Below are 22,913 nucleotides of genomic sequence, written 5' to 3' on the forward strand. Positions count from 1 at the left end.
CTGCCGTCTCGCCGATGCAATGATGATTGAACAGATCGAGACAATGATCTCGGGAGACTTGCATGAGCAAGAGCGGCTGTCTTGGTTGGATATGCCGCTCGACGTTCGAACATGCAGCGTTTCGGATCCTGTCTGGCGGGTTTGGGGAGCCAAAGGCCCGTGGCTGAAGCTTGAGAACAAAGAGGCCATTCATGCAAACGCTGCTGCTTAACAAAGAGGACGTCGGCAGTCTGATCCGCATGCGCGAGGTCATCGGTGCAGTCGAAGACGCCTACAAAGCCTTCAACAGCGATCAGGTGGTGCAGCCCGATTATATCGGAATACATCTCCCGTCACCTCGCGGGGAAATGGACTTCAAGCTTGGCTACAACAAGGCCAGTGAAGTGATCTCCATGAAGGCATCTTCCGGAGGTTTCGTCGATAACCCGACGGCTCATGGGGTGCCCAGCGGCATGGGTACGATCCTCCTGTTCGATGCGAGAAGCTGCGCGCTGACCTGCGTCATGGACGGGAGCCTGATCACCGGCCTCCGAACCGGAGCTGCCGGAGCTGTCTCCGTGAAAGCATTGGCGCGGCAAAACGCCAGGACAGTCGCTTCAATCGGGACTGGAAACCAGGCGAGAATGCAGATCCGGGCGATCAGTGAGATCATGACGATTGAAAAGATCCATGCCTGGGACAGCCATCCGGATACGCTTGCCAGATACAAGGAGGATATCGAGAGCGAGTTCGGCATTTCCGTCGTCACGGCGAATTCCAAAAGGGAAGCCGTTGAGCACGCCGATATCCTGGTTACGACCACTCGTGGGAAAGGGTCGCTTGTGGAAGCGGATTGGATCAAGGCCGGCACGCACATCGTTGCTATCGGCACCGATCAGCGGGGTAAACAGGAACTCGATCCTGAGATATTCAGGAACGCCAAGGTGGTCGTCGATTCAATGGCGCAGTGCGCCGAGAAGGGTGAGACCTGGCATCCGTTGAACAGAAATATCATCGCCAAAGACGACATTCATGGAGAGATCGGGGAGATCTTGCTGGGTAGAAAGCCGGGCAGAGAAGATGATGACGAGGTCACCATTTTCGACTCCACGGGAATGGCTATCCAAGACAATGTTACGGCAAGCAGGATTTACCGGAACGCAATAGAGAAGGGCGTCGGAACGTTCTTCGAATTCTTCAGATCCTGACATGGGGATCATGCGCTCTACCGGTCGCCTTGCAGGCAAAGCCAAGACCTTGCCTCACAAATCAACCATCGATCAGCGCTTTGCGCCATGTTCGGAAGAATGTCGGCCTGACCGCGGAGAGGCGAGGAGCATCATGCGCAACTACCCAACCATTCAGGACATTGGCGAAGCCCGGGAAAGGCTGAAGCCCCACATCAGGCACACGCCGCTGCTGCGTGCGGAGAAAATAGAGAAAGCTGTTGGCTGCCAGCTCTATCTCAAGCCTGAGACGCTGCAGATCACTGGCGCGTTCAAAATCCGCGGCGCTCTCAACAAGGCGCTTTCGCTTCCGCGAGAAGAGATTGCAAACGGCGTCATCGCCAGTTCGTCCGGCAACCACGCCCAAGGGCTTTCCTACGCTGCGAGGATGCTCGGCGTGAAAGTGATCCTGGTGCTCCCGGTCACCACGCCGAAAATCAAGATCGCCAACACGCGGGCGCTCGGCGCGGAAGTCATTCTATTTGACGGTGATACCGCCGCCAGATGGAAAAAGGTCTACGAAATCGCCGAGGAAAACAACTACGCGACCATTCACGGGTTTGAGGATCCCGTTGTCATGGCCGGGCAAGGCACGATCGGATGTGAGATACTGGAGGATCTGGACAATGTGGATACGGTCATCGTGCCCATCGGTGGCGGGGGGCTTATCTCGGGGATCGCCACCGCTATAAAGGAAACGAAACCTTCGGTGCGCATCGTCGGCGCCGAGCCGGCCCTGACGCCGAAGTATTTTCACAGCCGGATCAATAAGGAACGCACATCGTTCCCATTGCGAAATACCATCGCCGACGGCTTGCGAATAAGTGTACCAGGTCAGAACCCCTATCCGATTATCGAAAAATACGTGGACGAGATCGTGCTTGTTGATGACGACCATATCATCGCAGGCATGCGCAGCCTGGCTAAGGATGCGAAGCTCATCGCTGAACCGGCCGCATCGATCGGTATCGGAGCCTTACTCGCCGGCTCGATAGAAGTCAGGCCGGATGAAAATGTCTGTGCTGTTTTGACTGGCGGGAACTGGGACTTGTTCGACCTGGCCGAGATATACCGGACTGCCGAGTAGTAGGGCGCCAAGGTTGCCGTAGGAGGACAGGATCGCGCCGTCGACGCCTCACCGGCGGCCTCAGCCCGGAAAAGCTCGACAGCAGCGCCATTGCCGTCATCCGGGGACAAGCCCGAGCCTGACGCAAAGAGAGGGTGAACCTTGTCAGCCGTCTGAATGCCGGGGCGTCGGCCCCGGCATTGCGGTTTAGGCCACCAGGCCCTTGGTCAGTTCCAGTGCCTGCCGTTCGAACAGCCGGCGATAGATGCCGTTGTTGAGCCGGATTAGCGCCTGGTGGTCGCCCTCTTCGACGATCTTGCCCTTGTCGAAGACCAGCAGCCGATCCAGCGCCCGCACCGTGGACAGCCGATGGGCAATCACCAGCGTGGTGCGGCCGTCCATCAGGCGTTCCATCGCCTGCTGGATCTGCACTTCGCTCTCGCTGTCGAGGCTCGACGTCGCCTCGTCCAGGATCAGGATGGGTGCATCAGCGAGGAAGGCGCGGGCGATGGCGACACGCTGGCGCTCGCCGCCCGACAGCTTGACGCCGCGTTCACCGACCATCGTCTCGTAGCCCTTCGGCAGGTTCATGATGAAGTCGTGCGCATTGGCCTGTTTTGCCGCCTGCTCGATCTCGCGCCGTGAGGCGTTCGGTCTGCCATAGGCGATGTTTTCCGCCAGCGTCCGGTGGAACAGGATCGGCTCCTGCTGCACGATGGCGATCTGGCCGCGCAGGCTTGATTGCCTGATCTCGGCGATGTCCTCCCCGTCGATACGGATCGACCCCGAGTTCACGTCATAGAGCCGCTGGATGAGCTTGACGAAAGTGGTCTTGCCCGAGCCCGAATGACCCACAAGGCCGACGCGCTCGCCCGGCATGATGGTGACTGAAAAGTCCTCATAAAGCGGATTGGGATGGGCGCCATACTGGAAGGTGACGCCATCGAAGACGATCTCGCCCGCGCCGATCGCGATCGGCTTGGCGTTCGGCTTGTCCTCGATGCCGAGCGGCATCTTGTCGAGCAGCACCAGTTCCTCCATGTCGTTGACGGCCCGCTGCAGGTTGCGGATGTCCTGGCCGACATTGCGCAGATAGCCTTGCAGAACGAAGAACATCGCCAGCACGAAGGTGATGTCGCCGGGGCTCGCCAGCCCCTGACGCCACATGATCAGGCCCGTTCCCAAAATGCCGGCCTGCATGGACACCATCATGAAGCCCTGGATCGTGCCGCTCGACGTGCCGCGCTTCCATGTTCTGCGTGTGCGGCTGTCCCATTTGGCCAGCACGTGGCCCAAACGGGCCTCTTCGCGGTTTTCCGCGCCGAAGGCCTTGACCACCGAATTGCAGCTGATTGCATCCGCCAGCGCACCGCCGAGCTTGGTGTCCCAGGCATTGGCAAGTCTTGCCGCTGGCGACACGAAGCCCATGGAAAGTGCTACAGTCACGCCGATATAAAACAGCGACCCAGCACTGACGATCAGGCCCATGATCGGCCAGTAGCTGCCGAGCACGATGCTGGCGCCGAGAAGCATGACGATGGACGGCAGCAGAGCGACCAATAGCACGTCGTTGAGCAAGTCGAGCGCCCACATGCCGCGAGTGATCTTGCGCACCGTCGAACCGGCAAAGCTGTTGGCGTGCCAGTCGGTCGAGAAACGCTGCACCTTGTGGAAACCGTTATTGACCACATCGGCCATGATGCGCAGCGTTAGCCGGATGATGGCGTTGAAGATGAACCAGCGCAGCACGACGCTGGTGAGGCCGAGCACCACGACGACGACGAAGGCGCTGAGCGCATCATCGACGGCATTGCCGTCTGCAATGGCATCGACGATCCGGCCGGAAAACACCGGAACCATGACCTCGGCCAGAGTGCTGGCGGCAACCAATACAATGATAACGCCCACCAGCGCTGGCCGGTGGCTCCAATGATGAAAAACAAAGCCGAGCACGTGACGATAGGCATCGGCGCGGAAATCGAGCTTCTTGCGAGTCATTTTAGCCAGTCCGGCCCTAGCGGAAACCGGTCCTCAAAATCGAGAGTTAAAAAGGCACAGCCCGCGCGGAAGACGAAGTAATGCTGTCAGATCAATCGGGCTATGAAGGAAGAGAAAACCGCATGTCGCGCACTCGTAAGGCGGGTCGCGAAGAGATATGACCTAGCGTCGGGACATACCATATGGGGAGGTTTCGATGATTGATGCTGTCATTCAACGCCTCCCTAATGTTGGATCTGATGCGGTGAGCGTTTTGTAGCGAAGCAATTCGCCATTGCCAAGAGGGAATTTACAACCGCAAGGAAAGTGATGCGAAAACGACACAATTGGGGGAGTGGGGAACCTCGTCGTGCAGCCGAGGATTGGTAGCACGGACATGCCGCCCATGGCCCTCACACCAACATCGAAGGCAGCGGTATACCGCCATCCCGTGTCATCGACGACGATACCGAGCCGCTTGCCATGCAGCGATCGCGGCATAGTTCGGTCAGCCCAATGCTTCGCAAGCTGGTCGGCTTTATCGATAATCGCAGTGATGGTGTTCAGCGGCAAAGAGTGGAAATCAAGGAATCTCTATAAGGTAGAATTCGTAGTGTTTCGTTCTCTGGCTATGCAGGTGGTCGACCGCCCGGCAATGCCGGCTTCCGGTGCGCCGCCTCTCGTTTGCGCAAATTGGCTTTTCAATAGCTGCAGGAGCGAGCATTGCCGGGTCTGAATCCTCCTGCGCAGGCGGGGTTCCTGGAAGTATCCAGCTGATATTGATAATCCTCCCGATCCTGCCTTGCGGACGAGGTGCAGGAAGCCGTGACCGTGGACACGCCGATCATCGCGCCGGTCGTAATCAATGTGAGGAATCGGACCATCTGAGCTTCTCCTGAGGTTGGTTTTGGCAATCTATCACGCCGGCACAAGCAGATGCGAGGCCGCCGGATCGATAGCGCGCATCCGATTGGAAGTGGCTTCGATATTGAGCGACCGTTCTTCGCCGCACGGGAAATTCAGGATAACCTGGCGGGACTATTCTGCGATTATGGAAGTAAGTCCGCAGTGTCCGTAGGTCAGTGATTCCCGATTTTGCCTTGAACAAAACGGCGATTTTCAGTAATATAATCCCATAAAAAAGTAATATAAATGGGAGGTTACTATGTCGGAAGCTCGGTTCGAGCCGGTTTTTCTTCATCGTCAGCATTTCGTCGCCGAGATCACGTGTCTCGACGAAATCTTTGATTTTCTCGATGAGTGGCCGCAGGACAAGCGAGGTCTGGCATATGACACGCTGCTGAAGGCGTGCAGGGATACGGCGAAGGGGCATTTTCCCCTCAGCGCCGCGCGCGAGAATTTCCGGCGCTTTCTGAAGATGTCGGGCATGCTCGGAGGGGGCCCGAAATTCGAGCGGATGGGCGATCAAAACATCGGCAATGCTTGAAGGACCAGGCTGGTTTGTGCGATCTGGGGGCCTGGCGCCGCGACGTCATGCGCGCGGGCGCGCCTGGGCTCGGCTGCCAGCTGGCAGGTGATCGCCTGTTTGTGGTCGCAACGAGTAGGGCAAGCCTCGGGAGGCGCCAACAGTCTCGGCGGATTTCACCGGATCTCTGCGTGTCGCCCGATCGCGACGGCTTTAGCCTGGGCCGGCATTGGCCCAGTCGCATCGAAACACCAGCATGGGCTTCGAAAATCCTTTGAGGCGCCGTCGGGTCGCATGGGCGAACAGGTCGCTGGCGCCATATTCCCGGAAGATATTCTCCGACACGAGGATCTGGTCGCTGGCGGCGGCTGCGCAGAGGCGGGCCGCGAGTTGCACGGTCGAGCCGAACAGGTCGTTGCTGTCCTCGACCGGCTCGCCGCAATCGAGCCCGATGCGGATATGGATGGGCTCGGCATTGCCGCCATTATAATGCTGGAATTCCTGCTGGATCGCCCGGGCGCATGCGACGGCCGCGGTTGTTGCCGCGAAGGCGGCCATGATGCCGTCGCCTGTATGTTTGATCTCCCGGCCGGAATTCTTGCCAATGCATCGGCGCACGATCGCGTCGTGGGCTCGCACCAGTTCGGTCGCCATGCGATCGCCGAGGCGTGCCGTCATCTCGGTCGAGCCGACGATATCGGTGAATAGGATCGCCCGGTGGCCGGGATCCACTTGCGCCGACGACTGGCCGGGGGCCGGATCGGGATCATTTATGCGACCGAGAAAGGCCTCGACCGCCGACAGAGCCACCTCGACAATCTCATTGGCGACAAAACCGTGCGCCTCGCGATGCACGCATTGGACGGTTTCCCGGTCGGGCGCATCCACGAGGCAGAAGGCGGTCCCGCGCCGCTCGTCGAACCAATAAGTAAGGAATTTGACGCCGTATTGATCCTGAATATCGATATCCATGCGATGTGCCTGGGCGACCTCGGCGGGCGAGGTTCCCTTGAGATAATGCCGGTCCATGAAGATTGGCATCGCGCGTCCTCCCAAGTCCGTCGCGTGCAAGAGATGGCATTGTACGATCTGGATGCCTTCCCGTCCACCTTCGGCACAACAATCACGGATCATTACAAAGTGTTGCTTTCGCAAACGCAACGCGTTGCTGCGCTTTCGACAGAATATGCAACGAAATGGCAGGTTTAATGAGTAGGATTGCTGCGCTAAGTCTGATATTTACCATAATCGGTCGCTTAATGACTGATGACCGGTTCCGGAACCCCTCAAGCAGCTTCAGACGGTCCCCCGTTCTCAAGCGCCCCCCGCCGGAGCCTGCATGGAGAGACACGTCTGTCACGGCCATGATTGGCCAAGATGGAAGGTCGCTGCCACGGCATGCAAATTGCATATTGTCGATTAGCTCGCCGAAATTGGGAAAAGCTGAAGCAAAGTGAGACAGACGGCAAATTTTCGACCGGTCGGCCTAGCCTCGATGGGGCTCGGGCATTATGCCGTTATTAACTCTGTGTGGGATGCTGCGCGCACGCTTCTCCATGACTGGCCGGTCGATGACGGCGAAGAATATTTGGAAGCCGTCAAAGCATGCCTGGATGCGATTATCGGTGACCTGCCGCCCGACCATGTGCGGGCCGCCTTCATCAGGGCTGCGCAGGAGGCGGGCATCGCCGTCATAGAAGCCGCCGACTGAACAGCGCCCGCGCCCCCCCGATCCCGCATGGTTCCACGAAGCTCGTCCCCGCGCTTGACTTCTCCGGCCAAAGGTCTAGATTAGAACAAAACATGAACATTGGAGATGGTCATGACACATACGGAACAGGTGATTGCCAACGCCCTAGCCCTTGTCGAAGCCTCCCGCGCGGCTCGCGAGCGGGATCAACAGCGCCGCGCCGCCTGGCAGAAAAAGGTGGAACTCAGCCGGCCGCTGCCGCCCTTGCCGCGCCCTGTCCAACTGCCGCTGGCGCTGAACTGATGCTGCCGGCAAAGAGTTTGAAACCCCATCACCCCAAGGCCGGTCAGCTAGGATCCGATGACGCCTGGGAAGTGGAAGCCGTGCTCGCCTGGCATGACGATGACGCCAAGGCGGCGATCCGCTCGCTGCTGGATGACTGCCAGCATCTGCGCCGGCAACTGGCGCTGGCCGAACGTGTGATGAGCCGCGGAATGGCGCGCGGCTGGACGCCGCGATACGAGCGCGACGCGCTTTGAAACGTGCCTGCGGCGATCGGCGCGACCGCGGCCGTCAAGACGGTTGTTCTTCGAAAGCCACTCGAAGGCCGACGGTTACTAGGTAGGCCTCTAGCGCTGAGGCCTCACCGGAGGTGACGATGGCGCCGACATAGCCGTCCGAACGCATGGGCACCTAGTCGCCAGGCTCTGGCGCATAGGCGCCGCGGAAATACCCGCCTTCATCAATGACGTCGCTGCGCCGGCCCGATCCTGTGGATGTGCAGCCCGGGCGCGGCGGCACGGCGGCTTGCTCCACCTCATGATCGACCAGTGTCCAATACGGCCCCTTGATGAGGTTCGAACAGACGCACCGGCTGGCCGGCCGCGCCCCTGAGCCACGCATCGGGCGCGCGGTCGCCTGCCGGTAGACCGCCATGGCGTAATTCGCCGTGATATCGGTGGCGATATCGGTCATGGCGCCGAGGAGCCGCAGGAGGGCGGCTAATCCGTCGGGCTGCCGTTCCTGGTATAGCTCTCCTGGAAGGGCAGAGAAGGCGACGAGCATCTGGGCGATATGGTGCAGGATGCGCGCCGCGCCGCTGGAACGGCAAGTGTGGTTCTGACCGGGAAGACTCTAGTCGGCCGGCGTCACGCGGGTCCAGAACGCGTTGAACACCACCGAATCAAAGAAAGCCGAGGCTCGGACGATCCGGCCGTCGCGCATGTCGAGAAACCAGGCATAGGTGTTTGCGTATGGCTCTCCGTCGCGGGCGATACCGCGGGCGTCGAAAAAGACGATCACAGTGTCGCCGTCGGCATAAACGTTGCGGATCGTCGGCTTCAGCGGCGCCTTCATTCGGGCATTAAACGGGCGGATCACCTCGCGCAAGAAGGCCTCGCGGCTGGGATAGGTCTTCGATGCCAACGAGTAGCCCTCGATTGTCCAGCGGGCGTCGTCGGCGAGGAGGTCATAAGGGCTGCCTGTGCCGGCCGCCCAGGCGCTGAAGCCAGCCTCGACGGCTGCCTTGTTGCGGCGTTCGGTCTCGGTCAGAGACTGCGCTGCGGCGCGGGCTTCGAGCCCGACCAGGGCAAGGATGGTGGCGGCGATGCCGAGGACTGCGTTGAAGATGCGCCTGGTCAGCGATTGCGGCCGGCAGGCGGTTGCCGTTGCGGTGTTGGACATGGTTTTCTCCGGAAGGTCGAGTTGGTGGGTCCGCACCCGCTCGCCGGGTGCCGCTTGCGGGCTCGCCGTCGGAAATCTGCTCAGATCTGGTTTTCCCAAGCTCTCAGCTGATGCTCCTTCAGCATATCTTCGATGACCTTTGGAACGACGTTACGGAACCTGCCGGTGTCCGCTGGAACGACTTCGATCATCCGGTCGATCATTTCCTTCGGGTCCATCTTACCTTCGGGCGTCGCGAAAAAATCGTTGAAACCCTTTCGCAGATCTGCGCGCTTGGTGAAGTTCTTGCCGTCATCCAGCCAGCGGAACGGATTGTCCGCCATCGTCTCGTTGTAGCCGGTGTAGTAGGCCCCCGGATTGATCGTCTGGATCTTGATGCCATGCGGGGCGAGTTCCTGCTGCAGCGCTTCGGCGATCGATTCCAACGCGTGCTTGGTTGAGACATAGGTGCCCCAGTTGGCCGGGGTGAAGAGGCCGCCCATCGAGGATGTGAAGACCACCTTGCCTTTCTTGCCTTCGCGCACCCATCTCTGGACGACGCCCTGAGTCAGCACCAGCGGCAGAAACACGTTGACTTCGTAGTTCTTGCGAACAAGTTCGATTGGGATTTCCCAGACCGGGCCGGCTTCGCCCATGCCGGCATTGTTCCAAAGAACGTCGATATCCCATCCCTGCGCCTGTTTGATGTCGTAGGGGTCGGTGAGGTCGAGACGCTCGACACGGACGTTCTTCAGACCGAGGGCGGCGACCTCCTCACGCAGAGGCGTCACCTGCGAGGAAACCTGCGTGGTCGCGATGATGCTGTGGCCGTTCTTGGCCATGCCGATGGCGGCGCCCTTGCCGAAGCCGGAGCCTGCACCAGTGATCAAAATGGTCTTGGTCATGAGACATTCCTTTCGATGGTTTCAGGTTGGTCGAAGTCAAGTGTTGGCACGGCATCACGTGACGGCCGCAGCCGCTGCCTGTGCAATTTCGAGATCCTGTGGAACCGCTCCGCCGGAAACGCCAACGGCGCCTATCACAGTACCGTCGCGGGCAAAGAGCGAGATGCCGCCGGCAAACGGAGTTAGGCCGCCGTTGGACAATTCGAGGGCATGGGCGGGAGCGCCGGGCTTGCAATACTCCCAGACGGCCTCACTTGTCGTTTGAAACAATACGGCCGTCCGGGCCTTTCCCATAGCCAGGTCGATCGAGCCGAGCACTGCGCCGTCCATTCGGCTGAACGCTTTGAGATGCGCTCCGGCGTCCAGGACGGTGATATTGACCGGCACACCGATCTCATTAGCCCGCGCCTCACCTGCGGCGATGATCCTGCGAGCTTCGTCAATGGTAATCATCTCCTGTCTCCCTTTTTCGTTCAGGGGCGAGCGCTCCCCGCTCGATGAGACAGGTGTATAGGCGAAACCGGTTTTGCAGTATTTTCAGCTCTTGCTGCGCTATGTGCATATCTTGCGGTCCGGCGTGTCGGCATGCACGAACGGCGAACCCATTTCCGGCGGGCGAAACCCGCTAGCGGGTGAAGAGCGCGCGGTATTGGCCGGGCGTCAAGCCGGTCATCTTGCGGAAGACGCGGGTGAAATTTGCCTGTGAGCCGAAGCCGGTATCGAGCGCGATCTCCACGAGCGAGGACCGTGCGAGCCGCAGCTTTTCCTTGGCCGCCTCCATCCGTCGCTCCGTGACGTAGCGATGCGGGGTCAGGCCGGTAGCCTTGCGGAACATGCGGGCAAAATGAAAGGGGCTGAGGCAAGCCTCCGCAGCAAGGTCATCCAGCGAGATTTCTGCTGCGATGCGGGCTTCGATGAAATCGAACACGCGTTGCAACCTTCTTGGGCTGACAGTCGGCGCCCGTGCGGCCGGTTGCCAGCGAACAGACGAATAGGTGCTGAGCAGGTGCGCCGCCAGCGCCATTTGCACGCCGTCGAGGAAGAGGCGATCAGTAGGCTCAAGGCTTCTGTTCAACAAGCCCCGAAAGAGCTGGCCGATCTGCAGCACCATGGGATCGGGGACGCCACCCGCATAGGCGAGTTGCACCTTGGCCGGGTCGATGTCGAAGTTTGAAAGCGCGCTCTCACCGACGAGCGACGGCGGTAGGAAGATGTGCAGGGACTCGGGCATGGTACCCATGATTTCCACCGCGCTCTCATGGACACCCGCCGGACATACCCAAGCGACGCCGGGGCGAGCGATTGCCTCTCGCCTGTGGCCATCACCAGTCCACCGGATCTTCGACTGACCCGAGAGCAGGACGGCAATTTCCGTACACTCGAGTGTAAGGTCGACCTGCCAGCCCGGATCGAAATGCCTGAGTTCGACCTGCAACGATGAGCAATCAACGAGCCCACCCACTCGCTCGCTGGTCCGATACTTTCTGTCCCCCTGCGATTCTACCAAAGACATGTCGCATCCACGCCGTGAAGATAGATATCAATTCGAATTGTTCAGTCTCGGCAGGCAGGTTGCCGTGTCGCGCTGCCGGCAATCTGCAATCAACTTTGATTTATTGTATGAATACTTCCGGGATCGCCGCATTTGCTCTGAGGTGCCCGAGTATTACGATCAGTATTTTTGGCCGAAATTTAGGGAAGTGCAAGTCCCCTGGCGCCAAGCGCTACCGCATCCTTCTCGCGGCTTCGCCATCAAGCATGTCGGCGGCCATGGATGCCGCTGATCCTACTTTGGGATGGCCGATGGGACATTGCGTGGAGACGACGGCCATCGGGCGAAAGTCCGGCGAAATCCGCGCTGTTCAGCTCGTTCCAGTAGAATGGCATCGCCATTGACCTCGCGTCTCATGATAGAGCTATGGTGGGTATAAGGACAATCCGCTGACCTGCCGACTGCAACAGAACAGGTAGCTTGCACCAACTCCATTGCGCTCAAACGCCTGCAATGATCTTCTGGCGCTTCTTCACGTCAACGCTTTCCGGTGATTCCCGATGTTCGATATTCTGTGGCGCGGCCTGGCGATCGGCGCCGGCGCAACCATCCTCATGGACCTCTGGGCAATCGTGCTCACGAAGGTCTTCGGCCAGACGCCGCCGAACTGGGCGCCGGTCGGCCGCTGGTTCTGGCATCTCGGCCGCGGCAAGGTCTTTCATGAGAACATCGCCGATGCCGAGCCCTATGCTCAAGAACTCGCTCTCGGCTGGTTCAGCCACTACGCCGTCGGCATTCTCTATGGCGTTATCTTTGCACTCATCATGGGAGAGGGATGGCTCGCCGCACCCACATTTCTTCCCGCCTGGATTTTCGGCATCATCACCGTCGGGGCAGGGTGGTTCCTGCTGCAGCCGGGCCTCGGCCTCGGCTGGGCCGCCTCGAGACATCCGAAGCCGAACAAGGTCCGGTGTTTCAACCTCCTTGCGCATACGGTGTTTGCGCTGGGGCTTTACGGCACGGCGTTGATTTTGCGCTGAGTTTGACGCTTGCCCCTCATCCGCCGGCCGGCACCTCTCCCCGTCATAGCGGGGAGAGGGTTAGGGTGAGGGGCAGCCCATTGGCACGTGCGAACAATCCTATTTCACCGCGCCGCCCAATTGGCGCCGCGGCGGAAGATCGTCTTCATCTCCGGCACGTCGAATTCCTTGGCTTGGTGGCCGAGCGATGAGTAGAAGACGCGGCCCTTGCCGTATTTGCGCTTCCAGACGACTGGCATGACGACGCCGTCGATCCAGTAGGCGTGTTCGCCCGTAAACCTGGTCGTCGCCAGAACCTCGTTCGAGGGGTCGACATGCATGTAATATTGCTCCGACCTATAGGGGAAATCGGCAATTCCCTCCATCAGCGGATCGTCGGGGCGGGTGATGTTGACGGTATAGTCGATGATGTTGCCGGGATGGGCGACCCACTGGCCGCCGATGATGAACTGATAGTCGACAGAGTCGCGGAAGGCATCGCCCGCGCCGCCGTGATAGCCGGCAATCCCGACGCCGCTTTCGATGGCGGCAGCGAGGTTCTTGACCTCCTCCTTCTCGATCTTCGACATCGTCATGATCGGCACGACGAGGCTGAGATCATGGACGGAAGGGTCGGCGAGCGCCTCGGTCCCATGTTCGAGATAGACCTTGAAGCCGTCTTCCTCGAGCATGGTCTTGATGATTTCGGCGCATTCCTGCGGCTCGTGCCCGCTCCAGCCACCCCAGACAATCAGTGCTTCACGCATTCTCATTCCTCCTGAAATTATTTCGCCAGCCGTCCGTCGACGATGGACTCGGACAAGGGGGCAGGGCGCTCCGCCACCGTGGTGATCGTCACCGTCCGTCCGGTCTCGGACGCTGTATGGAAGGCTTCCATGACTTCGAGCACGTGCAGCGCCAGATCGCCATTGGCTCGGTGCGGCCTGTTCGAGCGGATCGCATGCGCCATATCGGCAACGCCGAGCGAACGGAAGTTGCCTTCGGCATAGGGCGCGGTGACCGGCTGGTCCTCGAAAGCGCCGCCCTTCTTCAGGTATTCCACCGGACCGCCGAACTTGTTGGGATCCGGGACGATAAGCGTGCCTTCGGTGCCGTAGACTTCGAGCGGCACATGCTTGTGGCCGGCGACATCGAAGCTCATGGCGATCTGAACGACCGCGCCGTTGGCAAAAGCCATCATGCCGGCGACATGGGTCGGCACGTGCACGGGAATACGCTCGCCATTGCGCGGCTCACTGGTAACAAGCCGTTCGGCGCGTGGCGTCGTTGCAAAGCCGGCGACCTGTGATACCGGTCCGAGAAGATTGACGAGGTCGGTAATGTAGTAAGGGCCCATGTCGAGCATCGGCCCACCCCCGACTTCGTAATAGAAAGCCGGGTTCGGATGCCAGCGTTCATGGCCCGGGCACATGAAACTCGCCGAGCCGCCGACCGGTTGGCCGATGACGCCCTGGTCGATCAGGGCGCGCGCCGTCTGGTGGCCGCCGCCGAGGAAGGTATCGGGCGCCGCGCCGATGCGCAAATTCCTCGCCTTGGCGGCGTCCGCCAATTTTTTCCCTTCTGCGAAATTAATCCCGAGCGGCTTTTCCGAATAGGTGTGCTTGCCGGCCCCGAGCGCCTGGAGCGCGACGGCGACATGGGCTTTCGGGATGGTCAGATTGACTATGATTTCGACCTTGGGGTCGGCGAAGAGCTCTTCGACTGTCTTGGCGGGAACGTTGAACTCGCGAGCCTTGGCTTCTGCGAGCTGCCGGTTGAGGTCGGCGACCCCGCGGATATCGAGAATGGGAAAGGAGGCCATCGCCGTGAGATAGGCGCCTGAAATATTGCCGCATCCGATGATGCCGATACCGACTTTGTCCATGAATTCCTCCGTTTGATCTTGCTTGTCTCGCCCGTCAAAGGGCCGGCCCCGTAGTGCTCCAGGGCGATTCGTAGAGTTCGTAGAGCGCCACCGCGGCAGCGCCCTGCGCCCAGAAGTCGTCGCTCGAATCGTCGAAGACGAGTTCGCTCACGCCGCGTAGCGACGGTGGGATGGCAAGCGCATAGGCATCGCGCAGGCTGTTCAAAAACGGTTCGCCGAGAGCCAGGCTGGAGCCGACGAGAATGACGCGCGGCGGCGCAAACAGCGTGACGATATTGGCGATGGTCAATCCCACCGCTTCGCCGGCGCGGATGGCGGAGGCGATCAGCCGGTCGTCATCGGCCTTGATCAGCGCCTGGGCATGGGTCATGCCGCGCCCGAGGCGGATCGCTTCGGCAAAACGTCCGTCGGCCTGCTGTTCGCCAAGGATCGCGCTTTCACCGGCCTGGCTGAAAAGCCGCACTACGCCATTCGGCCCCATGCCGAGCACGAGATCGCCGAGATTGTGGCTGAGGCCGCCGGCGCCGCGAAACAGGCGGTTGCCGTGCAACACGCCGAGCCCCAGCGTCTGTTCCAGCGAAATCAGCACCATATCCTCGAGATCCCTCGCTCTTCCGAACCAATGATGGCCGAGCGTGATGGCATGGGCGTCGCTTTCAACAATGGTCGGCGTTGAGAGCCGCGTTGACATCTCGGCGGCGAAATCGACATTGATGTCGCGAAAGATCGGGCTGCTTCTTATGTAGCCGGTACGATGCTCGATGACGCCGGGAAAGCCGAGGCAGATGCTGTCGACATCTTCGAGCGACAGCCCGGCATCGACGACGCAGCGCCTGACCCCATCCTCGACCAGATCAGCGATGACGCCGATCGGCTGGCGGTCGATGCGAATTGGCAAGGCGAGCTTAGACAGCACGTCGCCGCGGAAATTGGTGACGACGAAGACCATGCGGTTGGCGGCGATCTTGCCGCCGACGACACGGGCGGCATCAGGATTGAGCTCCAGCGCCACGCGCGGCCTGCCACGCACGGCCTCATTGCGGATATCGCCTTCATGACGCGGCAGGATCAGTCCGTCGTCGAGCAGGGAGGCGGTAATGGCGGAAACGGTTGTCGTCGACAGTTCGGTCCGCTCGCTGATCTCGATGCGCGAAATCGGCCCATGGCGCCTGATGGTATCGAGCACGTTCAGGCGATTGATCGCGCGCATCAATTCTGGATCTGCAGTCTTCATGAGAATGAGCCGGCGGTCGTTTCGTGGAGCGGAAGCTAGTATTTTTAACGGGTTACGAAATAAATAACTGGCAATCCTGTGCCGCTGTCAAGCGCATTTGACAAAAATAGAGGCAATTGGGTTGACATCGGGCGAAAGCTCCGGTGAATTAATCCGCATTGGGGAAAAATTGTGAGGAAAGTCCCCAGGGAGGAAATCATGAACTTTGCAAACAAGGGCGCCATTTTCGGCGGCAGGCGCTTCGCATCCATGGCCGCAGCAGCCGGCATGTTGCTCCTGGGAGCTGGCGCTGCCTCGGCAACAACCGTGGTGAAGTGGCTACACCTCGAGCTCGACCCGAAATTCGTCGCGGCTTGGGAAGACATCGTCAAGAAATACGAAGCTCAGCATCCAGACGTCGACATCCAGATGCAGTTCCTCGAAAACGAGGCATTCAAGGCCAAGCTTCCCACGCTGCTGCAGTCCGACGACGTACCGGATTTCTTTTACAGCTGGGGCGGCGGCGTCTTGAAGCAACAGGCCGAGACGGGCGCGCTTCAGGACGTGACGGCGGCACTCGACGCCGATGGCGGCAAGCTGCGCAACGCCTACACGCCTTCATCAGTCAGCGGCCTGACCTTCGACGGCAAGACCTGGGCTATTCCTTACAAGGTCGGATTGGTCAGCTTCTTCTACAACAAGGAGCTCTTCGCCAAGGCCGGCGTGAAGGCCGAGGAGATCAAGAGCTGGGCTGATTTTCTTGAGGCGGTAAAGAAGATCAAGGAGGCGGGAATTGTCCCGATTGCCGGCGGCGGCGGCGACAAGTGGCCGATCCACTTCTACTGGAGCTATCTCGTCATGCGCGAGGGCGGCCAGAAGGTCTTCGAAGCGGCCAAGAACGGCGAAGGCGAAGGTTTCCTTGATCCCGCGATCATCAAGGCTGGCGATGACCTCGCCGAACTCGGCAAACTCGAGCCTTTCCAGCCCGGCTATCTCGGCGCTACCTGGCCGCAGACGCTCGGCGTTTTCGGCGACGGCAAGGCCGCGATGATCCTCGGCTTTGAAAATACCGAGGCCAACCAACGCAAGAATGCCGGCGACGGCAAGGGGCTCGCGACTGACAATATCGGGCGTTTCGCATTCCCGACGGTCGAGGGCGGCGCCGGCCAGGCGACAGATACGCTCGGCGGCCTGAACGGCTGGGCCGTCACCAAGAAGGCCTCCAAGGAAGCGATCGATTTCCTTGCGTTCCTGACGAATGCAGAGAACGAGCGGGCGATGGCGAAAGCCGGTATGCTCCTACCCGTTGCCGTCGGCGCCGGTGACGGCGTCACGAGCCCGCTGCTTGCCGAATCGGCAAAGCAGCTTGCGGGCTCGACCTGGCATCAGAATTTCTTCGACCAGGATCTCGGCGCGGCAGTCGGCCGTGTCGTAAACGATGTGTCGGTGGAGATTGTCTCCGGCCAGATGAACTCCAAGGACGGCGCCCAGATGATCCAGGACGCTTTTGAGCTGGAACAGTAACCAGCGCCTGCGGACCCTCCCTGGCGCTCCGTCAAAGCGGGGCGCCAGCATTGCTGCCGATGAGATGCGAAAGCAGGAACCATGGCCAATATTTCAGTCCCAACGATGACATCAGCCGCGAGGCCGGCAATAAGAGCGTCAAACAGGAGAAGTTCGGTCGCCCACGATCGGTTAGCCGTGCTTTTGCTCTTCCTGCCCCCGGCGCTGCTGCTTTTCACGCTCTTCGTCATCTTGCCGATGGGTGAGGCGGCCTGGTACAGCCTCTACAAGTGGAATGGCTACGGCACGCCGAGCGAGTTCATCGGCCTGCGCAATTTCCAGGTTCTGTTCCGCAATGCGGCCTTCACCCAGGCGCTCATCAATAACGGCCTGATCATCGTCATCTCGATCTGCATCCAGGTACCCCTGGCCATCTGGCTTGCCACCATGCTCGCCCACCGCATTCCCGGCGTTGTCGGATTCCGCCTGATCTTCTTCTTGCCCTATGTACTGGCCGATGTTGCCGCAGGCCTTATCTGGCGTTTCGTCTATGATGGTGATTACGGTCTGTTCGCCGCCGTTTCCAACTTCTTCGGTTTCGCCAATCCTTACGTGCTCGCAGACAAGGATGTGGCGATTTACGCCGTGCTTGGCGTCGTCGTCTGGAAGTATTTCGGCTTTCACATGATGCTGTTCATCGCCGGCCTGCAATCGGTCGATAAGAACGTGCTGGAGGCGGCCGAAATCGACGGCGCCACCGGCTGGCAGAAGTTCCGTTACGTCACCTTGCCGCTGCTCGGTTCCACCTTGCGTCTCTCCATCTTCTTCGCCGTCGTAGGCTCGCTGCAGCTCTTCGACATGATCATGCCGCTGACCGGCGGCGGCCCGTCCAACTCCACCCAGACGATGGTCACCTTCCTCTATACCTATGGCGTCATGCGCATGCAGGTGGGCCTGGGCAGCGCCGTCGGCGTGGTGCTCTTCATCATCTGCGTGACGCTCGCCTTCGGTTACAAAAGGATTTTCATGCGCCATGACTGATATGAGCTCTTCCATCCGCATGAGCACGTCAACGCGTATCTATCTCTACGTGTCGCTGAGCCTGATCGCTGCGATCGTACTGGTGCCGCTGCTGACGACGGCGCTCGGCGGCTTCAAGACACTGGGTGACCTGCGCACCAATCCCTTCGGCCTGCCGACGGATTGGCAATGGGCGAACTATACCGACATCCTCTTTGGCGAGCGCTACTGGATGCAGATCGGCAATTCGCTTGTCATCGCAGCGCTGACCGTTCTGCTGACGCTGATCGTCTCGTCCATGGCGGCCTTCGCCTTTGCCCATGTCCGTTTCTTCGGCTCGTCCTTCCTGCTCAACTATTTCCTGCTCGGGCTGATGTTTCCGGCGGCGACCGCGATCCTGCCGCTCTTCATCCGCATTCGTGATCTCGGGCTGTTGAATACCTACTGGGGCGTGGTGTTGCCGCAGGTGGCCTTCGGCCTTGGCATGAGCATCCTTTTGTTTAGGAACTATTTCCGCAATCTCCCGGAGGAGTTGTTCCAGGCGGCCTTCGTTGACGGCTGCGGTTATCTCAGGTTCTTCTGGCACATCTCGCTGCCGCTATCGCGTCCGATCGTTGCCACCGTCAGCATCATCTCCTTCGTCGGCAGCTGGAACAGCTACATCCTTCCGCTCATCATGCTGAACTCGGAATCCAAATACCCTTGGCCGCTCGGCATCATGGTTTATCGCGGCGAATTCGGGACGGAATGGCAGCTGGTGCTCGCCTTCATCACGCTGACTATCCTTCCCACGATCATCGTCTTTTTCGTCGCCCAGAGGCACATCATCGCCGGCTTGACGGCCGGCGCCGTGAAGTCCTGAGCTGAACCATTGGAGGTGCAACCATGGCATCCGTTGAATTGATGGATGTGAGCAAGGCCTACGGCGCGGTCGACGTCATCCACGACATCTCGCTTGCGATCGACGATGGCGAATTCGTCGCGCTGGTCGGCCCGTCCGGCTGCGGAAAATCGACGCTGCTGCGGATGATCGCCGGCCTTGAGGAGATCACTGACGGCGAGATTGCCATCGGCGGCAAAGTCGTCAACGGTATGACGCCGCGCGAGCGCAACATTGCCATGGTCTTCCAGTCCTACGCGCTCTATCCGCATATGACGGTGGCCGAAAACATGGGCTTCAATTTGAAGCTCGCCGGCGTCGCCAAACCTCAGATCGAAGCCCGTGTCGCCGAAGCCGCCCGCATGCTCGATCTCGCCAAGCTGCTAGACCGCAAGCCGGCCCAGCTTTCCGGCGGCCAGCGCCAGCGTGTCGCAATGGGCCGCGCCATCGTGCGCAACCCGGCCGTCTTCCTGTTCGACGAGCCCTTGTCCAACCTCGACGCCAAGCTGCGCGTGCAGATGCGCTCGGAAATCAAGACACTGCACCAGAAGGTCAGGACAACTTCGATCTATGTCACCCACGACCAGATCGAGGCGATGACCCTTGCCGACCGCATCGTCGTGCTCAACCAGGGCAGGGTGGAGCAGGCGGGGACACCGCTCGAACTCTATAAGAAACCCGCCAATCTCTTCGTCGCCGCCTTCATCGGCTCACCGGCGATGAACATGCTCGAAGGCACGGTGGATGGCGAAAACGGCGAACCGGCCGCCCGTCTCGACGACGGCACGGCGATCCGCATCGCGCCCGACCGGAAGGTCAGGCGCGGCCAGGCCATCACCATCGGCCTGCGCCCGGAGCATCTCATTCCCGGCATATCAGCCGGCACGCCGCTTGCCGGCCGCACGATGCTGGTGGAACCCACAGGCGCCCAGACCCATGTGGTCTTCGACCTTGCCGGACAACAGGTGACGGCGATCGTCGATGGCGAATATCCCGCCCGTTACGGCTCCGTCTTTGAAGCGAGCATCGCCAGCGACCAGGTGCATGTTTTCGACCGCGGAACTGGTGTGGCGCTATAAGCCGGAGCCTCGGCGTAAGGGCGCTGCTCTCCGGCTAGATATATGAACCTGGCGCATGCCCTCATACGGTTGCCGCCACCTGCCGGGGTCGAGACCAGTGGCACGACCCCGGCAAGGTTAGGGTGAGGGGCAACCGACTGGCGCGAACATCTCCGCCCATTATTCGGCCGCAATCCGTTCGACGCCGTTGGCCTGGACGATCTTCTCCAGCAGTGCCAGCTCTTCCGGCGTGAGATCCGTCAGAGGCGGACGAACGGGGCCGGGGTTCTGGCCTAGGACACGAAGCCCGGCCTTGATGATGGAGACGGCATAGCCCCGTTTGCGATTGCGCAGGGCGACGAAGGGGAAGAAGAAGCTTTTCAGTATTTCGTCGACGGTCGGCTGATCGCCGCTGCGCAGGGCGCCATAGAAGCGCTGGGCCAGTGCGGGGACGAAGTTGAAGACCGCAGAGGAATAGGTGGTAACGCCGGCGGCGAAATAGGCCTGGGCATAGACCTCATGGGTCGGCATCCCGCCGACATAGACGAGACGGTCGCCGAGCCGCGTGGTGATCTCGATGACCTTGTCTACATCGCCGACGCCGTCCTTGAAGCCGATCAGGTTGGGGCATTCCTCGGCAAGCCGAGCGATGCTGTCGGCCGTCAGAATGGCGTTGTCGCGATTATAGACGATGACGCCGACGCCAACCGCTTGGCAGACAGCCTTCACATGGGCGATGAGGCCGGCCTGCTCGGCAAACATCAGATAGGGCGGCAACAGCAGCAATCCGTCCGCGCCGGCCCGTTCGGCCGCCTTCGCGATCTCGATGGCAAGCGATGTGCCGTAGCCGGATCCCGAGATGATCGGCGTATTGCCGGCCGAGGCCTTGGCAGCCCGGATGACGGCGGGAATTTCGCTCGGATTGAGGGAGAAGAATTCGCCGGTGCCTCCGGCGGCAAAGAGCGCAGCGGCGTCGTAACCGGCAAGCCACTCGACATGACGGCGGTACTTCGCTTCGTCGAACTTCAGTTCATCGTTGAAATGCGTCACCGGAAACGACAGCAGACCGCTGCCGACGGCCTTTTTCAATTCAATCGGGTTCATCATGACGTCCTATTGCTTAGGTGTTGAAAATCGATCGTCTCAGGCGCTCTCGAGCACTTGCAGAAGTGCCGCGATATAGCCGTAACAAAAGGCAAATGCGGTGGCGGACGGGTCCCTGCCGCTGACGGTCGGCACATGGTCGGGCATCAACATGTACTTGTAGCCGACTTCCTTGTAGATCCTGGCCGAGCGGGCCATGTCCATGTCGCCCTCATCGGGGAAAGTCTCCATGAAGGACAGCTTGCCGCCGCGAATGTTGCGGAAGTGGACATTGAAGATCTTGTTGCGCTCTCCGAACCAGCGAATGATGTCGTCGATCTCTTCGCGGGGATTTTCGAGCATCTCGCCGATCGAGCCCTGGCAGAAATTGAGGCCGTGATAAGGGTTTTCGCGCATCTGCACGAATTTCTTCAGCCCTTCCACCGTCCCCAGCACGCGCGTGACGCCGCGATAGCCGGGCGGCGTATAGGGATCGTGGGGATGGCAGGCGAGCCTGACGCGATTGCTTGCGGCGACCGGAACGACGCGTTCGAGGAAGTAATCGATCCGCTCCCAATTTTCGTCCTCGGAGAGCACGCCGGCAAGGCCGGGCGCGGCCTGCTGGTCGGTCTTGTCCCATCGGAAGCTCGCATTCATCGAACCGCCGCGTCCCGGTTCGTCGGGCGTGCGCGGAATGCCGATCAGGTTCAGATTGTATTTTACCGCCGGAATGCCGGCCGCCGCGACATTCTCGATCATCTGGCAGACCGCATCGATCTGCCGGTCGCGGTCAGGCCCGGCAAGAAGGATGTCCGGATAGGAGGCTTTCTCGATCGGCTGCGAGGGCAGGGGCAGCTGAATCATGTCGAGGATCAGGCCGAAGCTTTCGACCTTGTCTCGATGGCGTTCGATGTCGGCAAGCGTCCAACTGCTCGGCTTTCCCGGCGGATCGGCGCTGATATGCTTCACGCCCAATTGGGCGAAGATCCGATAGTCGTCATCGTCGCGCGCTGCCACCTGTGTTCCAAGATACATCAGAGACCTCTCAAAAATCATCGATGTCATATGACATAATATGAATCTTAGAGGGTGTCGAGCCCTATTGCTGTTCGGCCAGCATCCGATAGCGTCGCTGGCTGGCCATCAAATGGGCACGCATCGCCTGGCGGGCGCGGTCGGGATCCTGATCGGCGATCGCCGAGAGGATTTCCACATGTTCGGCATGGACCTTTTGAAGATACTCGCGGTCATTGGCCTCCGGCAGCGTCGGAAACTGCCCGCGGGGAATGGCGCGTGGGCCGAAATGGCGCAACACGTCAACATAGAAACGGTTGTTGGTGGCGGCCGCGATCGCCATGTGGAAGGCATAGTCGGCCTCGACCGTCTGCTGTCCCGACTCGATCAGTTGCGCCATTCGGCGGTTGGCCTCTCGGATTGCTGCTTCCTGCTCGGCCGTGCGGCGATAGGCGGCAATCGCCGCCGCTTCACCCTCGGCGGCCATGCGAAACTCCAGCAATTCCAAGGTTTCCGGGATGCTTTTGATCTCCACCGGCGTCAGCGACATGACCGAATGGATCTTCGGATCGGCGACGAAGACACCTTTGCCCTGGATCGGCCTGACGAAACCTGCGGCCCTTAAATCGGCAATCGCCTCGCGCACGACGGTGCGGCTGACGCCGAAAGTCGATTCCAGCTGCGGCTCGGTCGGCAACTGGTCGCCGACACGCAATTTCCCTGTCTCGATTTGCGCTCGCAACTGATCGATGACCTGCTGCGCCAGTCTTTGCCGACCACGGCCGAGTGTCGTCATTCTCGCTTCCCCAGTTCCT

Annotated in this window: 24 protein-coding genes; 11 read left to right on the forward strand and 13 right to left on the reverse strand. The window is 60.3% G+C overall.

Features of this window, described 5'->3' with window-relative positions; translation table 11 throughout:
• The first annotated feature begins 191 nt into the window (after positions 1-191).
• Positions 192-1,187: an ornithine cyclodeaminase family protein gene (locus tag J2J98_RS10200; protein ID WP_207603011.1), complete on the forward strand. Its 996-nt coding sequence runs from the start codon at positions 192-194 to the stop codon at positions 1,185-1,187.
• A 133-nt stretch (positions 1,188-1,320) separates the two neighbouring features.
• Positions 1,321-2,292, forward strand: coding sequence for a threonine/serine dehydratase family protein (locus J2J98_RS10205; RefSeq protein WP_207603012.1), 972 nt, complete (start codon positions 1,321-1,323; stop codon positions 2,290-2,292).
• Between the two features lie 186 nt (positions 2,293-2,478).
• Here J2J98_RS10205 and J2J98_RS10210 read toward each other — a convergent pair whose 3' ends face one another.
• On the reverse strand, positions 2,479-4,269 hold the full coding sequence (locus J2J98_RS10210; RefSeq protein ID WP_207603013.1) for an ABC transporter ATP-binding protein: 1,791 nt from the start codon (positions 4,267-4,269) through the stop codon (positions 2,479-2,481).
• 1,144 nt (positions 4,270-5,413) lie between these two features.
• Between J2J98_RS10210 and J2J98_RS10215 the strand changes: the two genes are divergently transcribed.
• Positions 5,414-5,695 (forward strand): DUF982 domain-containing protein, encoded by a 282-nt coding sequence (locus tag J2J98_RS10215; protein WP_064708996.1) that lies wholly within the window; start codon positions 5,414-5,416, stop codon positions 5,693-5,695.
• Between the two features lie 192 nt (positions 5,696-5,887).
• Here the strand turns inward: J2J98_RS10215 and J2J98_RS10220 are convergent, their stop codons facing one another.
• Positions 5,888-6,715 carry a nickel-binding protein gene (locus tag J2J98_RS10220; RefSeq protein WP_207603014.1) on the reverse strand — a complete coding sequence of 276 codons (828 nt, stop codon included), beginning with the start codon at positions 6,713-6,715 and terminating at the stop codon, positions 5,888-5,890.
• Positions 6,716-7,127: 412 nt separating this feature from the next.
• Here J2J98_RS10220 and J2J98_RS10225 point away from each other — a divergent pair, with 412 nt between their 5' ends.
• The 3 genes from J2J98_RS10225 to J2J98_RS10235 all read left to right on the forward strand — a co-directional run bounded on the left by J2J98_RS10225 (position 7,128) and on the right by J2J98_RS10235 (position 7,903).
• The gene (locus J2J98_RS10225) at positions 7,128-7,385 is read left to right on the forward strand and encodes a DUF982 domain-containing protein (protein ID WP_064708994.1); all 258 of its coding nucleotides are present in this window, start codon (positions 7,128-7,130) and stop codon (positions 7,383-7,385) included.
• 111 nt (positions 7,386-7,496) lie between these two features.
• Positions 7,497-7,667 carry a hypothetical protein gene (locus J2J98_RS10230; RefSeq protein WP_164517744.1) on the forward strand — a complete coding sequence of 57 codons (171 nt, stop codon included), beginning with the start codon at positions 7,497-7,499 and terminating at the stop codon, positions 7,665-7,667.
• Complete coding sequence (locus tag J2J98_RS10235) at positions 7,667-7,903, forward strand: hypothetical protein (protein ID WP_064712820.1); 237 nt, start codon at positions 7,667-7,669, stop codon at positions 7,901-7,903. The genes J2J98_RS10230 and J2J98_RS10235 overlap by 1 nt, the downstream gene beginning before the upstream one ends.
• Before the next feature lie 154 nt (positions 7,904-8,057).
• On the opposite strand, the gene J2J98_RS10240 is transcribed toward J2J98_RS10235, so the two are convergent.
• From J2J98_RS10240 to J2J98_RS10260, 5 genes are all read right to left on the reverse strand, one after another.
• Entirely contained in the window at positions 8,058-8,429 is a 372-nt protein-coding gene (locus J2J98_RS10240) for a hypothetical protein (RefSeq protein WP_207603015.1), read from the reverse strand.
• Positions 8,430-8,498: 69 nt separating this feature from the next.
• Positions 8,499-9,047 (reverse strand): nuclear transport factor 2 family protein, encoded by a 549-nt coding sequence (locus J2J98_RS10245; RefSeq protein ID WP_064708991.1) that lies wholly within the window; start codon positions 9,045-9,047, stop codon positions 8,499-8,501.
• 80 nt (positions 9,048-9,127) lie between these two features.
• Positions 9,128-9,931, reverse strand: a complete 804-nt coding sequence (locus J2J98_RS10250; RefSeq protein WP_207603016.1) for an SDR family oxidoreductase — start codon at positions 9,929-9,931, stop codon at positions 9,128-9,130.
• Positions 9,932-9,985: 54 nt separating this feature from the next.
• Entirely contained in the window at positions 9,986-10,384 is a 399-nt protein-coding gene (locus tag J2J98_RS10255) for a GlcG/HbpS family heme-binding protein (RefSeq protein WP_064712817.1), read from the reverse strand.
• Positions 10,385-10,556: 172 nt separating this feature from the next.
• On the reverse strand, positions 10,557-11,444 hold the full coding sequence (locus J2J98_RS10260; protein ID WP_138394177.1) for a helix-turn-helix domain-containing protein: 888 nt from the start codon (positions 11,442-11,444) through the stop codon (positions 10,557-10,559).
• A 539-nt stretch (positions 11,445-11,983) separates the two neighbouring features.
• On the opposite strand from J2J98_RS10260, the gene J2J98_RS10265 reads away from it, so the two are divergent.
• Positions 11,984-12,463 carry a DUF2938 domain-containing protein gene (locus tag J2J98_RS10265; protein WP_207603017.1) on the forward strand — a complete coding sequence of 160 codons (480 nt, stop codon included), beginning with the start codon at positions 11,984-11,986 and terminating at the stop codon, positions 12,461-12,463.
• Positions 12,464-12,567: 104 nt separating this feature from the next.
• Here J2J98_RS10265 and J2J98_RS10270 read toward each other — a convergent pair whose 3' ends face one another.
• From J2J98_RS10270 to J2J98_RS10280, 3 genes are read right to left on the reverse strand one after another with little or no spacing between them, the layout of a single operon-like run.
• Entirely contained in the window at positions 12,568-13,209 is a 642-nt protein-coding gene (locus tag J2J98_RS10270) for a ThuA domain-containing protein (protein ID WP_138394179.1), read from the reverse strand.
• Between the two features lie 17 nt (positions 13,210-13,226).
• Positions 13,227-14,327 (reverse strand): Gfo/Idh/MocA family protein, encoded by a 1,101-nt coding sequence (locus J2J98_RS10275; RefSeq protein ID WP_207603018.1) that lies wholly within the window; start codon positions 14,325-14,327, stop codon positions 13,227-13,229.
• Positions 14,328-14,361: 34 nt separating this feature from the next.
• Positions 14,362-15,561 (reverse strand): ROK family transcriptional regulator, encoded by a 1,200-nt coding sequence (locus J2J98_RS10280; RefSeq protein ID WP_138394181.1) that lies wholly within the window; start codon positions 15,559-15,561, stop codon positions 14,362-14,364.
• A gap of 198 nt (positions 15,562-15,759) precedes the next feature.
• Between J2J98_RS10280 and J2J98_RS10285 the strand changes: the two genes are divergently transcribed.
• The 4 genes from J2J98_RS10285 (at position 15,760) to J2J98_RS10300 (ending at position 20,022) form a co-directional block, all read left to right on the forward strand.
• On the forward strand, positions 15,760-17,064 hold the full coding sequence (locus J2J98_RS10285) for an ABC transporter substrate-binding protein (protein WP_064712816.1): 1,305 nt from the start codon (positions 15,760-15,762) through the stop codon (positions 17,062-17,064).
• A gap of 81 nt (positions 17,065-17,145) precedes the next feature.
• Entirely contained in the window at positions 17,146-18,084 is a 939-nt protein-coding gene (locus tag J2J98_RS10290; protein ID WP_138394183.1) for a carbohydrate ABC transporter permease, read from the forward strand.
• Positions 18,077-18,925, forward strand: a complete 849-nt coding sequence (locus J2J98_RS10295) for a carbohydrate ABC transporter permease (RefSeq protein ID WP_064712815.1) — start codon at positions 18,077-18,079, stop codon at positions 18,923-18,925. The genes J2J98_RS10290 and J2J98_RS10295 overlap by 8 nt, the downstream gene beginning before the upstream one ends.
• Before the next feature lie 41 nt (positions 18,926-18,966).
• Complete coding sequence (locus J2J98_RS10300; RefSeq protein ID WP_425504997.1) at positions 18,967-20,022, forward strand: ABC transporter ATP-binding protein; 1,056 nt, start codon at positions 18,967-18,969, stop codon at positions 20,020-20,022.
• 159 nt (positions 20,023-20,181) lie between these two features.
• Here the strand turns inward: J2J98_RS10300 and kdgD are convergent, their stop codons facing one another.
• From kdgD to J2J98_RS10315, 3 genes are all read right to left on the reverse strand, one after another.
• The gene (gene kdgD, locus J2J98_RS10305) at positions 20,182-21,108 is read right to left on the reverse strand and encodes a 5-dehydro-4-deoxyglucarate dehydratase (RefSeq protein ID WP_138394185.1); all 927 of its coding nucleotides are present in this window, start codon (positions 21,106-21,108) and stop codon (positions 20,182-20,184) included.
• A gap of 36 nt (positions 21,109-21,144) precedes the next feature.
• A complete protein-coding gene (locus tag J2J98_RS10310; RefSeq protein ID WP_207603020.1) occupies positions 21,145-22,119 on the reverse strand; it encodes a mannonate dehydratase in 975 nt (324 codons plus the stop codon).
• 64 nt (positions 22,120-22,183) lie between these two features.
• On the reverse strand, positions 22,184-22,894 hold the full coding sequence (locus J2J98_RS10315) for a FadR/GntR family transcriptional regulator (protein ID WP_207603021.1): 711 nt from the start codon (positions 22,892-22,894) through the stop codon (positions 22,184-22,186).
• Between the last annotated feature and the right edge of the window lie 19 nt (positions 22,895-22,913).

The sequence above is a fragment of the Rhizobium bangladeshense genome, assembly GCF_017357245.1.
Lineage (GTDB): Bacteria > Pseudomonadota > Alphaproteobacteria > Rhizobiales > Rhizobiaceae > Rhizobium > Rhizobium bangladeshense.